We start from the raw sequence: 15070 nt of genomic DNA on the forward strand, positions 1-15070 counted from the left end.
ATATTACTCAATACAAGGATAATCCGGAATAATTTCAGAAAAATTTCATTCTAATCTTAAGATTTCTCAAATTGCGATTGAAAAATTCTATTTAGATTAATGTCAAAGACTGAAAAATTTTCGGAGCATATAAAAACCGGTTATCAATTTAAGGGAGATTCCATAATATTGGGTGCAGCAAAACTTGATAATGATGTAGTTGAAGGTACTCAAATAAAAATACCACTCAAAACAATGAACAGGCATGGGCTGATTGCCGGAGCCACTGGTACTGGTAAAACCAAAAGTTTACAGGTATTAGCAGAAAACCTGAGCGATGCAAGTGTACCGGTTCTGTTGATGGATATCAAAGGAGATTTAAGCGGAATAGCCAAAGAGGGAGAAGCCAAAGACTTTATTATTGAAAGAACCGACGCTGCCGGCATTGAATACACCCCGATGGGCTTTCCAGTTGAGTTTCTTACGCTAAGTGACGAGAAAGGAGCCCGTCTCAGGGCAACGGTTTCCGAATTTGGACCTATTCTATTGTCCAAAATCATTGGATTAAATGAGACTCAGGAAGGAATACTTTCAGTTTTATTCAAATATTGTGATGACAATAAGCTTCCTTTACTCGACCTCAAAGACCTGATCAGGGTAATACAGTTTCTCAGCGATGAAGGCAAAGATGAATTCGAAAATTCATACGGTCGTATGTCATCAACTTCGTTGGGTACTATCATGCGAAAAGTTATTGAGCTGCAACAACAAGGTGCAGATGTGTTTTTTGGAGAAACTTCGTTTGACATCGAAGATTTGATGCGAATTGATAAAGAAGGCCGGGGGATGATTTCTGTATTGAGAGTGACAGACCTAATGGACCGACCTAAGCTATTTTCCACCTTCATGTTAAGTCTTTTGGCTGAATTATACTCCAAAATGCCCGAAGCCGGAGATGAAGACAGGCCGAAACTGGTTATTTTTATTGATGAAGCACATTTGGTTTTTCAGGAAGCTACAAAAGCCTTGCTTCAGCAAATAGAAACAGTTATCAAACTGATACGTTCTAAAGGCGTGGGTATTTATTTTTGCACGCAAAATCCCCAGGATGTGCCGGCATCAGTTTTGGCACAATTAGGATTAAAATTGCAACACGCATTAAGAGCATTTACAGCTAACGATCGAAAAGCCATTAAAGAAGCCGCAGGAAACTATCCCGAAACTGATTTTTATAAAACAGAAGATATCCTGACATCGATGGGAATAGGTGAAGCTTTGGTTACTTGTTTGAATGAAAAAGGCATTCCTACTCCGCTGGCAGTGACCTTTATGTGTCCTCCACGTAGCAGAATGGATGTATTGACCGATGACGAAATAGAGGAAATAGTAAACAGCTCAAAAATTGCCGAAAAATATAACGAGATAATTGATCGGGAAAGTGCCTATGAAATATTGAACGGCAAACTTGATGAGGCTGATGAGGCAGAAGATTCTCCCAAAAACAGTGGTAAAAAAGAAAAATCAACTTTGGAAACCATATTAAACAGTTCGGTGACCCGTCAAATCGGACGCACCGCTGCAAGCATAATCACAAGATCTTTATTGGGAGCTTTGGGTATGAGCGGTAAAAAAACAAAAAGCTGGTTTTAAAATTATGAACTAAATGCTGATTGGAATCGGTGGGCCGAGCAGGTCCGGTAAAAGTACACTTGCAAACCTCCTGGTTACGCATTTTAGGAAAACTGGCAAAAAAGCTATCATTTTCCATCAGGATGACTTTGTATTTCCCGAAACTCAAATACCGAAAATCAGAAACAAAACCGACTGGGAGTCACCACTTTCGATAGATCATAGTTTACTTTACGAAGTAGTAGCTGACTTTAAAAGTCGCTTTGATGTAGTGATTGTCGATGGTTTCTTTGCTTTTCATGACGCATGGCTCAACACACTTTATGATAAGCGGATTTTTGTAAAAATTTCCAAACGTACATTTATTATCAGAAAATCGGCTGATTCCCGCTGGGGATATGTTCCAACTTGGTATATCGACCATATTTGGCAAGCCTACCTCAAAGAAGGAAAACCTTCCCTCAACAAAAAAGACTATTTGGTAGCATCAGGTGAAGATGAATTTGATTTGGATGCTGTTTTTAGGTATTTGGAAAAGTGATTTTTCTACAACCCAAACCAAAACAACATTTTCTGAACCCAGAACAAAACTTTTACTGCAAACTTTGAAGCCACTTTGGTAGGTTCTTTGGCTGAAATGGAATTGTTAATCATATTTAAATCCATCCAGTTTTTGTATTCAGGATCAATTTGTACAAATTTTATCCTCTTTGAAAACCTGAATTTCTTGCTGGTTTCCTGACCGTCCCACGAGATAGATTGATAAGTATTGTCAGTAAACATCACTTTGGCCTCAACGGGCATTTTCATATCGCCTTTTCTGTAAATCGTAAAATAACCAAATGGCTTTATTTTCCGCGGAGCATTAATCAGACTACCCACTGTGTAATCACATGAAACGGAAGAATACAAAACCTGATCAAAAAACCAGTTCAAATCCTTAAATTTAGTACTTCTTAAAGCAATTTCATTGGCAACATTGATAAAATCCTGAGGTTGTGGATGGCGAAATTTAAAACGCTCAAAATAGGTTTTCATTAAAAGCATCATGTTTTTTTCTCCCAAAAGTCCCTCTAACGTTTTGAGCCAGGTGGCTGTTTTGAAATAACTCATCACACCATAAGTACCACTGGGATATTGCCAGGAGTTGCGACGAATCTCAGTAATTTCAGGAAAATCCATACCTGTATAAGAAGACCTTGAAACAGCCAAATCGTTAAGTTTAAAACCTAAAAGATCAACCTGAGAACCCTTTGGATAGAATCTATCCATGATCTTCCCTTCAAAATATTGTGTAAAACCTTCATCCATCCAGCTGTTTTCAAACTCATTACTGGCCAACATCCCCTGAAAATATTGATGGACAAACTCATGGATTGTGACCACTTCCTGCATTCTGATATTTTTCCCGATTCCCCAATAAGAACCCAGTGTAATGAGCATGGGATACTCCATTCCTCCTGCACCTGAAGCAGCCAGAGAAGGGTCAACCAGAACCAATGAGGGATGCGGATATTTGCCTACATGGGTTTCCATATAAGAAATAGCATTTTGTGCCGATTCAAAATACCTGTCAACCATATATTGATGCTCAGGTTGCATCAAAGCTGTAATGCTTATTCCTTTATATTTCTTTTCAGTTTTGATATATTTTGGTGATGCGGTCCATGCAAAGTCATGTACATTTTGGGCCAAATATTTAAATGTTTTGGTTTTATCTTTATTTCTTTGTTCTGATATTTTCAGTCCTGAAGCACCAACCACAAACCTTTCAGGAAGTGTAATTGATACATTATAAGTACCAAAATCGGAATAAAACTCAGTATTTCCATGAAACTGATGGCAATTCCAGGTTCCGTCTTTTTCCAAAACACCTATTTTGGGAAACCACTGTCCTACCATAAAAAAGTCATCCCTTGCCCAGCCTGTACGGGCGAATATTTTGGGTAAAACAGCCTTGAAAAAAATATCAAGCTCAATAGTTTGTCCGGGCTTAACCGATTGATTCAATTTAACTTTGAAGACTGTTTTGTCATTTTTATTAAAATCATCAGGTTGAAAATATTCCACTTTTTTCAAAAGGCTTTCTCCTGATTTCATTGCAAAGTGACTCAGATAGATATTGCCGAAATTTCTTAATTGGGTGGTATCCATTTTGTCGCCTCGTAACATTCCGCCCGACTCTTTAAAAAAAGTAGAGTTTTCGTCCTTAAATGCATTGAGATACATATGAAACTGCAACTCATTGACCGGCTTGTTTGAGCCGTTGGTCCACTTCATTTTTTGTGTGCCAAAAATCGTCTTTATTTCGGGTTTTAGTACCACCGAAATATCATAATCAGCTCTGGAAGCCTGGGAAAATGCTTCAAAGCCAAATACTACCAAAAGATATGTCAGAAGTAATTTTAGGGTTTTCAATTGGAACTATTTTTTTTCAAAATTACAAAAAGAAAAAAGAAATTAGTGATAAAATATGTATTTTCATTTTTTTCTGAAAATATTATATAGACAATAAATTTGGAATTTACAAAATATTATTTTTATTTTTGCAAACAGATGGAATTAATAGAAAGCAAAACAGAATCTTATTGTAAGGAATATTGCGATATTGAGCCTGAGGCACTGAAGATTATTGACAGAAGTACACAGCTCAATCAGCTTAAGCCCAGAATGTTATCTGGTCACTTTCAAGGCAGAGTTCTGGCTTTACTTTCAAGTCTGGTAAACCCAAAACGAATTCTTGAAATTGGCACTTTTACCGGGTATTCGGCGATATGCCTTGCAGAAGGCTTGGCAGACAACGGTAAATTAATTACGATTGAAGCCAACGAAGAGCTTGAAAGCGTAATTTTGAACAATATAAAACTTGCAGGAATTAGCGATAAAATAGAGCTTATCATTGGAAATGCTCTTGAGGTAATTCCAAAACTAGATGAAAAATTTGATCTGGTTTTTATTGATGCTGATAAATTAAATTATAAAAATTATTACGATTTAGTAATTGATAAAGTAAATTTGGGTGGTCTAATTATCAGTGACAATGTTTTGTGGGATGGAAAAGTGATGGATGAAACTAAAAATGATTCTACCACAATAGCCATCAGACAGTTTAATGACCATCTGAAAAATGATAACAGGACTCAAAAAGTGCTTTTTCCCATTCGCGACGGCTTGTTCGTCAGCAGAAAAATAAAATAAATATGAAACGTTTCTTTTCTTTCCTAATTGCGATTTCGGTGAGTTATGGTGTCATTGCACAAACTCAGATTAGTATTCCGGAAGTACCCAAAAAAATAGAATTTGCCAACATTGTGGTCGAGTTGACTCCCGAAGCACAAAAAAATGTTAGCACCGAAGTGGTAGGTTTACTTACACCTCAAAACAAATTTCTGGAACAAAAACTGGAGAGAATGCAGTGGTATTTTCCAATAATTGAGAAAATCCTTGCAGAAGAAGATCTTCCTGAGGACTTCAAATATCTTTCAGTTATGGAGAGTTCATTGCTTCCTGAAGCTCTTTCAAGCTCTAATGCAGTGGGTTTTTGGCAATTTAAAGAACCTACAGGTAAAGAAGCAGGATTGATAATCAACAACAATGTAGATGAAAGAAAAAATATTCATGAAGCTACAAAGGCTGCCGCCAATTATCTTAAACGAAACAATTTGATCTTCAAAAACTGGATATCCTGTATGTTGTCTTACAATTTGGGCGTTCAGGGAGCCTCTGAAAAAATACCGGTTGAATGGTCGTTTGCGAGTGAAGTCAAATTTGACGAAAATACCCATCCTTATTTGATTAAAGCTTTGGCAAACAGGATAGCTTATGAGCACAGGCTCAACAGGCTCAAAGATTCTCCAAGAAAATTTATCGATTATCCGACTCAAAATAAGTCATTTGCAGAAATTGCGGTGGAATTGACCGTAGATATAAACGATTTAAGAAAATACAATCCCTGGCTTTACGGAGCCAGCCTTCCAAATGATAAAATTTACAATATACTGATTCTTTCAAAAATTGAAGAAATTGATGAGTTAACAGAAAAAATCAAAAAACGTACTGATTTCAGGTCTGCCAATCTGGGTTTCCCTCAGTTGAAAAGGATCACGATGGTATCTACTTCTCCTGATTCCCCCATTTTCTATGAAATAAACGGTAAAAAAGGTATTCTTTCCCAACCGGGAGAAGAAGCTGCTCAAATGGCCGCTAAAGCGAAAGTTAAACTTAAAAAATTCCTTGCTTACAATGATATGACCGAAAAGGATATCACCAAAGAAGGAAATGTGTATTATTTGCAGTCAAAAAATAAAAAAGCTGCTACCCAATTCCATACGGCCAGGCCTAATCAAAGCTTGTGGGAGATTTCGCAGATGTACGGTGTAAAACTAAAAGCCTTATTATCTTACAATCGAATGAAAGCCAATGAGCCGCTTCAAGCCGGAAGGGTAATTTGGATGCAGAAAACGAGACCTAAAAATCAACCTATTGAAATCATAAAAGAGGCGATTGAATCAGAAAATAAACTTCCGATCAAAGAATCTTTTGAGAAAAAACCTGATGAGGTGGCTCAAACCAAACCAGAACCGAAAAAGAACAGATTTGAAGAACTGGAGCCTAATGTGGATAAACCAGTCACTGAATCGCCGGTAAAACCAATTTTGGTACCTGAAACTAAAAAGAAGAAACTAAAAAAGAAGAAGTTAAGAAAGAGGAACCTAAGAAAGAGGAAGTTAAGGATAAACCAAAAGTGATAGTCAAAAACACTGAACCTATGAAACCTGAGGACAGTATTTTTGAAAACAAAACCGAAAAATCAAAACCAGTGGGCACTGAACCTACAAAAAAACCAACCGGGTCAACTGTCGCCACCAAGCACACAGTAAAACAAGGAGAGACACTATTTTCGATTTCGAAAAAATATGGCCTTACTGTAGATCAACTTAGAAAACTCAATAACATGACCCCGTCAGAGTCTTTGAAGTACAATCAGGTTTTGATCGTAAGCAAGGGCACTGTTCCGGTTAAACCTGAGGTATATCCAACTGAAGAAGTTGCTAAAACGGAGACCGCTAAAAAACCAGAAACCTCAAATACAAAACCTGCCGAAAAAGCACCTGAAAGACCGGCAAAAAAACCTACATCAGGCTCAGTTAAAATGCATACAGTTGCAGCCGGTGAAACCATGTTTAGTATCAGTAAAAAATATGGCTTAACAGTAAAAGAATTGCAACAATTAAACGGTTTGTCTGATTATTCAATATCTGTTGGAGAAAGTTTGATTGTTGGGAAAACAGGTCAATCGGAAACTAATAAATCAAGTGAACCAACAGGGAAATCCATTTATCATAAAGTGGCAGCAGGCGAGACATTGTATAGCATTTCAAGAAAATTTGAAGTTAGCCTCAATGACTTACGGAAATGGAACAACCTGAGCGGAAATGATATTAAAATAGGGGAAAGTATAATCGTAAAAAAATGATATTAATTGATGACACCTGCATCAGTGATGACGTAGCCGAGCAATTTTTTGTATGTAATCTTGAAAAATGCAAAGGTGCTTGTTGTGTAGAGGGCGATTTGGGTGCACCACTTGAAGGAGTGGAATTACAGGTACTTGAAGAAATCTATGAAAAAGTAAAGCCTTATTTATCAAAAGAAGGAATAGAGGCAATAGAAGCACAGGGTAAATATATAAAAGATTGGGAAGGAGACTATTCTACTACTACTATTGACGAAAAAGAATGTGCCTATGCCATATATGACGAAAATAAAGTGCTTAAATGTGGCATTGAACAAGCCTATAACGACGGAGTCATAGATTTCAAAAAACCGATTTCCTGCCATCTGTATCCAATCAGAATCACAAAATACGAGCACTACCACGCTATAAATTATGACCGCTGGAGCATTTGTAGCGATGCTTGCTCTTTAGGTGAAAAATTAGGTGTCCCTGTTTATCAATTCCTTAAAGAACCTCTCATCAGAGCCTATGGTGAAGAATGGTATCAACAATTGGAACAAGAGATAATCGATGCAAAACTTTGAGGAAGTGTATGAGGTAGCCCGACTGATCCCAGAGGGAAGAGTCACATCTTACGGTGCAATCGCTAAATATTTAGGAACCGGGGCTCGTTTGGTGGGTTGGGCCATGAATGCTTCTCATATTAAAAATGTTCCCGCTCACAGGGTTGTTAACCACGCAGGATTACTCACAGGAAAAAATCATTTTGCCACATCAACGCTTATGCAGGAATTACTTGAAAATGAAGGCATTACCGTAATCAAAGATAAAATTCAGAATTTCAAAGAAATTTTTTGGGATCCTGAAACCGAATTAAGCCTTTGACTGTTTTGTATTAAAAATTACCCGAAAATAAAATTTAATTAAAGTTTAATAATTTTTTTTAAAAATTTTACGTTAAAATATTATCTTTACACCAAATTTTATTTTGTACTCATCAATAAAACAAATATGGCAAAATTAGATCAGATAGATCACAAACTTTTAGAAATTCTGCAGAGCAATGGAAAAATAACCAACGCTCAGCTTTCAAAAGAAATAGGACTATCACCCGCCCCAACTCTTGAGCGTGTTAAAAAATTAGAAAATCTGGGAATAATAGAGAGCTATCATGCTCTCATCGATAGAGAAAAAGTTGGATTAGGCGTTATGACATTTGTACAAGTGACGCTTTCCGGGCACAGAAAATCAATAACAGAGACATTTGTAAATACAATTGAAAGTGTACCTGAAATTATTGAATGTCATCATGTAACAGGCTCATGCGATTTTTTACTTAAAGTAATTGCTCGTGACATCGCCTCTTATCAAAAACTTATCATGGAGACCATCAACGAGATAGAAGTAGTAGCCAGTACCCAAACCATGGTGATACTTTCTACTTTCAAATCTTCGAAGGTTTTACCTATACCTTGAAATTATTGAAATTTAATTTATACTTGAGGGGGAAAATTACTTTTTCCCCTTTTTTGATTTTAACATTTTAGTCAAATCCTGCAGTGCTTTTTTGGCTTCCTGATAATCGGTGGACTTCTTGTCGGTATTTTTCATTACTTCACCATAATACTCCACTACTCCTTTATAGTCTTTTTCACTCAAAGCGATCTTTGCCAGAGCTTTATTGGCAGCCACATAATATCCCGATTCCTTGGTGTCATTTTCTAATGAATAATTAATACACTGCTGGTAGTGGAATTTTGCCTGTAAAATATTCCTGTAATATCTTTCATTTACATAGGCCAGAATATACGCTCCATATCGGCCATCATTGGCACCATAACCATATTTTTTATTTTCCAGATTAGTCAAAAGCTCTTTTGCATAAACTTCCGCTTCGTCAAGTCTGCCGAGCGAAAAAGCATTTCGGGCCACATATCTATGAAAAAAAGAATTGTTGGGGTACAAAGCATGCATTTGACGAGACATCTGCAACGATTTACTGGATTGATTTTCCATGGCATAAATCTGAATAAGAAAATACCGTGCTTCCATTCTGGAATAAAAGGCATTGTTGGCCACGTTTTCAAGCTGTCTTATTCCTAGATTTTTATCCCCTTTCCTGAAAAATGTGAGCAGAGGTTTCATGGATTTATAATTTTCATGAATCCATTTGGAATAATAGTTATAAACTCCATCGCCAAATAGTAATTCAGGGTTGATATTTTCTTCACCCCGGCTATTATCGAGATATTTTATGGATTGCTTTCCTGCCCAGGCGGATTTTACCCATTTTTCACGTTCGGCATAGAGCCTTCCTTTTACCGCATAAGCAGCACACATAAAAAAAGCAGCCTCTTTATTTTTTTTATTTTTATCAAGCATCTCTTCCGCTTTTTCAATTGCTCCATCCATATAATTATGGCACTGTTCGTCAAATAGGGTTTGTTTTGTATCGGGTACAATTTTCCACCATTCGTTTAAACCCAACATAAAGTCCCCAAGAGGATGCTCCGGATATTTTACTTTAAGCCATTTAAATTCTTTTTCGGCTTCATAAAAATTAAAATTATACATATTGTTAACCGCAGCTGTGGTAGCGATTTGTATGCCACGATCAGTCAGAAGCAGTTCAGCTTTGGGTGCTTCTTTACTATTTAAAAATGCAAATAGTTGAGCATGTGTAGGATAAAATAAAAAAGAAGAAATAAAAACTACGATTAACCTTTTCAATTTGTTGTTGTTTTTTGAAAAACGAATTTGGACAATCCAAATTGTATAACAAAATTATAGAAATTTCTATCGTGCAATTCTCAAAAGCCTTATTTTAACAAATTATTATTTTATTTTTGCGAAAAAAAAAGCCGGCATGATCCAAATCGAGGATTTGAAATTTGAGGAATTTATACCAGAAAAAGACATATTAAAAAGGGTAAAAGAGATATCTGAAAAGATTAATCTTGATTTTGTTGAGAAGAAACCCTTGTTTTTAGGAATCCTTAATGGCTCCTTCCTGTTTGCTGCTGACCTTTTCAAAAATATTTCTGTGCCATGTGAAATCAGCTTTTTAAAAGTCAACAGTTATGTAAACACGGAATCCACCGGAAAAATGAAAGAGTTGATTGGCATAAATCAACCCCTTTCTGACCGTCACGTAATTGTAATTGAAGATATAGTAGATACCGGCCGAACGCTACAGTTTATCCTTGACACTGTAAAATCTCAGAATCCTGCCTCAATTTCGGTTATTACACTTCTTCATAAACCCGAAGCTACGCTGATTCCCCTGAAGCTTAACTATGTTGGTTTCGAAATAGAGAACCAGTTTGTGGTTGGATACGGGCTAGACTATAATGGTTACGGTAGAAATCTACCTGCGATTTACATTAAAACTGAAGATTAAAAGTAACTTTTTTGAATAGAAACACCAATTTCTGAATTTAATTCTAATGGCTTTTTACTGAAAAAAAACACAATTCTACCTTCGATTTCGATAAAAACTTCATAATTGGCCCCAAGGAAAACATTATTTAAAACCCTGGTTTGGTATTCGCCTTCCGAGTCTAAAATTATATCTTCCGGTCTGAAAAAATATTTCCTGTCTGCTGAAATAAATGCCTCTCCTGTCAATTTTGCCACATATTCATTTTTAGGCGAAAAATAAATCTGCTCAGAAGTACCCGACTGTATGAATTTCCCATTTTTCAAAATCAAAAGATTATCGACTATCCCGAAAGCATCTCTGATTTCATGTGTCACCAAAACACAGGAAATATTTTCGTTTTTCAGCACTTTTATTAACTCCAGAATAATCCTCTTTTTATTTAAAGAATCGAGATTAGCAAAAGGTTCATCTAATAATAGCACCGAAGGTTCATCGGCAAGAGATTTCGCCAGCATTGCTCTCTGGATTTCTCCACCGGATAATTCGGAGACCTTTTTCCCAAGCAAATGACTTATATTTAACCTTTTGGCCAAATATTTTAACCTTTTTTGCTGATACTCTTTTGTAAAATACCGTATTTCGTAGCAAATATTTTCGGCAATATTGATATTTGGAAAAAGGCTGCTTTGCTGTGTCACCATTTTTATTTTTTCATGACCCGGAATTAATTTTTTAGAAGGGGGTGGTAAAACCTCCCCATCAAAAAAAACGGTTCCGCTGTCTGGCTCTAATAAACCTGCCATTATTTTCAGTAAAGTCGATTTCCCAGAGCCACTATGGCCAATTAAACCTAGTATTTGACCTTTTCCAAGATCAAATTTGATATTTTTCAGGGCAAAATCCTGAGGGAATGAATAAGAAATATTATCTATTTTCATCATATTTTACAAATGTAGGTAGCAGAGCAAAATATTTTTGCGTAATTTTGAAAAAACCTATAACATGCTCAATTTATATAAACAACAAACAGCATGCTTAGTGGCCGTAGATTCAATAATTTTTGGATTTGACGGAGAAAACCTCAAGCTTTTGCTGGTTAAACGTGGACTCGAAGACGACACAAATACATGGTCACTCATGGGAGGGTGGCTAAAACCCGACGAAGGACTCAACGACGCCGCTCACAGGGTATTGTTTGAACACACCGGCTTAAGAGATGTATACCTTGAGCAAATTGCCGCCTTTGGAAATCCAGATAGGGACCCCGTAATGCGTACTGTATCAGTAATATACAAGGCCTAAATTTACATTGCCTCAGCTTCAAAAACTTTATGAGGCAATTTTTAATACTGAATTTGACAAAAGGAATTTCACCAGAAAATTACTCGCAACCGGTTTTCTGATTAAAACATTAGAAAAACAAAAGGGATTTTCGAAAAAAGGTGCTTATTATTATTATCTCAACAAAGAAAAATATAATAACGACCACGCATTCAACTTCTTATCATTGACAAATCCAGATAAGATTTTGTAAATGGTTCTTATTTTGAAACAACCTTGATTGTTGGATAATTACCACCTTTACCACCCGAAGCTGCATCAATTCTGATAGTATTGATACCTTTCGAAATTAAAACTTTCTTAACAGCGAAAGCCCTTTTATTATTGAGTTTAGTGTCACCTTCCTCAGAATAAGCCGTAATTTTAATTTGCAAATTAGAATTTGCACTCATCAATGCCACCAAACTATCTACAACCGGCAAAGAAGTTGAACTCAATTCGAAGGTTTTATCAATATACTGTATGTTTTTAAAGTCGAAAGATTTCCCGGCCGCCTCACTTCCTGCTAAATAAGCGGTTAATAGATTGAGCTCAGATGGAGCCACCGGTACAACTTTTACAGAATCTTTTTTTACAGTATCAGCAGCAGCTGTTGCCAGAGAATCAGCAAATTGAAGCTCTTCATCGACCATTTCGGTGTCTTCAGTTTCTGATTTTGCAAGGCCAAATGTGCCGTTTGTAACCCAATAAAAATACGCTATTCCTCCTAAGACAATAATTGCAAAGAGTGCGATTAGAACTTTTTTATTTAAAAATGTGCCTGAATTTTCAGTTTCCTCATCATTATATATTTTCTTAGATTCCACCTGAGGTTGTTCCTCAATCGCAGGCACTTTTACGTGAGAGGGTTCAGGTTTTTTCAAAGGTACAATTTTGGTAGTCAACAACTCCTGTAATCCCAAAGCAGGAACCATTTTTTCCATCAGATTTTCGGGGGCTTCTTTAAGTAAAGCTTCATGGTGTTGTTTCAGAAAATACACCATCTGATCTTTATCCCATTTTTCAGCTTTCAATTTTGAACCAATATAATCAATCAAAACAGTGGCCGTAACTCCTGAGACAATTACAGTAGTATTTTTACTTGTACCTGCATAAGAACCAATCATGCTTAGAAGCGGACTTTTGTAAGCAGGAAAAATCTGACTTATGATTTTGGTACCATCATTTACTATATTATTCAGATATCCACTATTTGACAATTTTGAAGTCCAGCCCTCTTCCAAACCACTTTTTTTATACTTTTCCTGTACCTGGTTATAAAGCATTCCTGCACTTATATCGCTGTTGCAGCGTCTTATCAAACCAGCCACCAATGTATAATGCACCCCTTTTAGAGCAGTTTCTACATCTCCCATATTATCAGAGATGTTAGATTTTAATTTTGATATAAATTCAGGATCAACCAATTGGTTAAAGCTTTCAAATAGATCCATCTTCGAGTTTAAAGTTTTAATTTCAAATACAAAAAAACGAAAAAATCATGGTTTTACCTATATTTACGTCACGATTATATTTTTTTCAAAAGAATTATTATTCAACCAATATAAACAAATGGACTTAGAAAATTCTCAAAAACAAAGGAGCCGCGATTGGTTCGGAAAGACCGGAAAAGACGGTTTTATCTATAGATCCTGGATAAAAAATCAGGGCTATCCAGCTCATCAGTTTAAGGGCAAACCGGTAATTGGCATTTGCAATACATGGTCAGAAACTACACCTTGTAACGGGCATTTCAGAGAAATTGCCCAATTTGTAAAAAACGGAGTGTATGAAGCCGGTGGTTTTCCATTGGAATTTCCGGTGATGTCGCTTGGTGAAACAATCATCAGACCTACCGCCATGTTGTATAGAAATCTTGCCTCTATGTCAGTCGAGGAAAGCATCAGAGGAAATCCATTTGATGCGGTGGTTTTATTGACGGGCTGCGACAAAACAACACCATCATTGGTTATGGGTGCTGCCAGCGTGGGTTTACCCACTATTGTGGTTCCTGGAGGCCCTATGCTCAATGGTAAGTTTCAGGGACGAGACATAGGCTCCGGTACAGATGTTTGGAAATTTGCCGATGACCTGCGTACAGGAAAAATGTCAGAAGAGGAATTTGAAGAAGCAGAAGCTTGCATGAGCCGCTCTGCCGGCCACTGCTCTACCATGGGAACCGCATCAACCATGGCTGTGATGACCGAAGCTCTTGGATTAACATTGCCAGGCATAAGTGCAATTCCTGCGGTGGATTCCCGCAAAAAAATGCTGGCACACATGAGCGGAATCAGGGCAGTAGAAATGGTAAAAGAGAATCTGACCATCGATAAAGTACTGACAAGAGCCGCATTTGAAAATGCAATTAAAGTCAACGCTGGAGTTGGTGGCTCTACCAATTTGATTCTCCACCTTTTGGCAATTGCCAAAAGAATGGATGTTGATTTAAGTCTGGAAGATTTTGATGAGTTGGGAAGTAAAATTCCGCTACTGGTTAATCTCATGCCATCGGGGAAATATTTGATGGAAGACTTTTATTATGCGGGGGGGCTTCCTGTGGTGATAAAAGAACTTTCTGAACTACTTCGGAAAGACTCCATGTCTGTAAACGGAAAATCAATTGTGGAGAATTCTGCAAAAGCAAGAAACTGGAATACAGAGGTTATCAGCCCAATCGCGACCCCTTTGAAAAAAGAAGCCGGAATCACTGTGGTAAAAGGCAATCTGTGCCCCGATGGAGCGGTAATCAAGATTTCTGCCTCAACAGACAGTCTGTTGGTACATAAAGGCAATGCAGTTGTATTTGAAACCATAGAAGATTATCACGCACGCATAGATGATCCTAACCTTGAAATTGACGAAAATTCAGTGATGGTATTGAAAAATGTGGGTCCAAAGGGTTATCCGGGTATGCCTGAAGTAGGAAATATGGCATTGCCTAAAAAGCTAATTGAAAAAGGAGTAACTGATTTGGTAAGAATTTCTGATGGCAGAATGAGCGGTACTGCTTTTGGTACCGTATTTTTGCATGTGAGTCCGGAATCAGCCATTGGGGGTAACCTTGCTTTGGTCGAAAACGGCGACTTGATTGAAGTAGATGTTCCCAATAAAAGTTTGAATCTGGTTGTTAGTGATGAAGAACTGTCAAAGAGAAGAGCCAATTGGAAACCACTTGATTTAGGGTATGACAGAGGTTATGCCAAGCTTTATATCGAAACCGTCAATCAGGCACATTTGGGTGCCGACTGCGACTTCCTGGTAGGAAAGTCGGGAAGTGAGGTAAAAAGAGAATCACATTAGAA

Annotated in this window: 14 protein-coding genes and 1 pseudogene; 11 read left to right on the top strand and 4 right to left on the bottom strand. The window is 37.1% G+C overall.

Annotated features, from left to right (window positions below):
- The first annotated feature begins 99 nt into the window (after nt 1-99).
- Both IPP61_12555 and IPP61_12560 read left to right on the top strand, forming a co-directional pair.
- Nucleotides 100-1629, top strand: coding sequence for a DUF853 family protein (locus IPP61_12555; GenBank protein MBL0325990.1), 1530 nt, complete (start codon nt 100-102; stop codon nt 1627-1629).
- Nucleotides 1630-1642: 13 nt separating this feature from the next.
- Nucleotides 1643-2149, top strand: a complete 507-nt coding sequence (locus IPP61_12560) for a hypothetical protein (GenBank protein ID MBL0325991.1) — start codon at nt 1643-1645, stop codon at nt 2147-2149.
- 5 nt (nt 2150-2154) lie between these two features.
- On the opposite strand, the gene IPP61_12565 is transcribed toward IPP61_12560, so the two are convergent.
- Nucleotides 2155-4026 (bottom strand): M1 family metallopeptidase, encoded by a 1872-nt coding sequence (locus tag IPP61_12565; GenBank protein ID MBL0325992.1) that lies wholly within the window; start codon nt 4024-4026, stop codon nt 2155-2157.
- 138 nt (nt 4027-4164) lie between these two features.
- Here IPP61_12565 and IPP61_12570 point away from each other — a divergent pair, with 138 nt between their 5' ends.
- From IPP61_12570 to IPP61_12595, 6 genes are all read left to right on the top strand, one after another.
- The gene (locus IPP61_12570) at nt 4165-4806 is read left to right on the top strand and encodes an O-methyltransferase (protein MBL0325993.1); all 642 of its coding nucleotides are present in this window, start codon (nt 4165-4167) and stop codon (nt 4804-4806) included.
- A gap of 2 nt (nt 4807-4808) precedes the next feature.
- Nucleotides 4809-6356: a transglycosylase SLT domain-containing protein gene (locus tag IPP61_12575; GenBank protein ID MBL0325994.1), complete on the top strand. Its 1548-nt coding sequence runs from the start codon at nt 4809-4811 to the stop codon at nt 6354-6356.
- A 20-nt stretch (nt 6357-6376) separates the two neighbouring features.
- The gene (locus tag IPP61_12580; GenBank protein ID MBL0325995.1) at nt 6377-7084 is read left to right on the top strand and encodes a LysM peptidoglycan-binding domain-containing protein; all 708 of its coding nucleotides are present in this window, start codon (nt 6377-6379) and stop codon (nt 7082-7084) included.
- Nucleotides 7081-7650 (top strand): DUF3109 family protein, encoded by a 570-nt coding sequence (locus IPP61_12585; GenBank protein MBL0325996.1) that lies wholly within the window; start codon nt 7081-7083, stop codon nt 7648-7650. Before IPP61_12580 ends, IPP61_12585 begins: the two co-directional genes overlap by 4 nt.
- Nucleotides 7637-7951, top strand: a complete 315-nt coding sequence (locus tag IPP61_12590) for an MGMT family protein (GenBank protein ID MBL0325997.1) — start codon at nt 7637-7639, stop codon at nt 7949-7951. Before IPP61_12585 ends, IPP61_12590 begins: the two co-directional genes overlap by 14 nt.
- Before the next feature lie 126 nt (nt 7952-8077).
- Nucleotides 8078-8542: an Lrp/AsnC family transcriptional regulator gene (locus tag IPP61_12595; protein ID MBL0325998.1), complete on the top strand. Its 465-nt coding sequence runs from the start codon at nt 8078-8080 to the stop codon at nt 8540-8542.
- Nucleotides 8543-8578: 36 nt separating this feature from the next.
- Here the strand turns inward: IPP61_12595 and IPP61_12600 are convergent, their stop codons facing one another.
- The gene (locus IPP61_12600; GenBank protein MBL0325999.1) at nt 8579-9796 is read right to left on the bottom strand and encodes a tetratricopeptide repeat protein; all 1218 of its coding nucleotides are present in this window, start codon (nt 9794-9796) and stop codon (nt 8579-8581) included.
- Nucleotides 9797-9932: 136 nt separating this feature from the next.
- Between IPP61_12600 and hpt the strand changes: the two genes are divergently transcribed.
- Nucleotides 9933-10466, top strand: coding sequence for a hypoxanthine phosphoribosyltransferase (gene hpt / locus IPP61_12605; GenBank protein ID MBL0326000.1), 534 nt, complete (start codon nt 9933-9935; stop codon nt 10464-10466).
- Here hpt and IPP61_12610 read toward each other — a convergent pair.
- The gene (locus tag IPP61_12610) at nt 10463-11389 is read right to left on the bottom strand and encodes an ABC transporter ATP-binding protein (protein ID MBL0326001.1); all 927 of its coding nucleotides are present in this window, start codon (nt 11387-11389) and stop codon (nt 10463-10465) included. The two genes, hpt and IPP61_12610, sit on opposite strands and share 4 nt — an antisense overlap.
- Nucleotides 11390-11450: 61 nt before the next feature.
- Between IPP61_12610 and IPP61_12615 the strand changes: the two are divergent.
- Nucleotides 11451-11982: pseudogene (locus IPP61_12615) on the top strand (NUDIX hydrolase).
- Between the two features lie 7 nt (nt 11983-11989).
- On the opposite strand, the gene IPP61_12620 reads toward IPP61_12615, so the two are convergent.
- Nucleotides 11990-13222 carry a hypothetical protein gene (locus tag IPP61_12620; GenBank protein MBL0326002.1) on the bottom strand — a complete coding sequence of 411 codons (1233 nt, stop codon included), beginning with the start codon at nt 13220-13222 and terminating at the stop codon, nt 11990-11992.
- Nucleotides 13223-13340: 118 nt separating this feature from the next.
- Between IPP61_12620 and IPP61_12625 the strand changes: the two genes are divergently transcribed.
- On the top strand, nt 13341-15068 hold the full coding sequence (locus tag IPP61_12625; GenBank protein ID MBL0326003.1) for a dihydroxy-acid dehydratase: 1728 nt from the start codon (nt 13341-13343) through the stop codon (nt 15066-15068).
- The last annotated feature ends 2 nt before the right edge of the window (nt 15069-15070 follow it).

The sequence above is a fragment of the Cytophagaceae bacterium genome, assembly GCA_016722655.1.
Taxonomy (GTDB): Bacteria; Bacteroidota; Bacteroidia; order Cytophagales; family Spirosomataceae; genus Leadbetterella.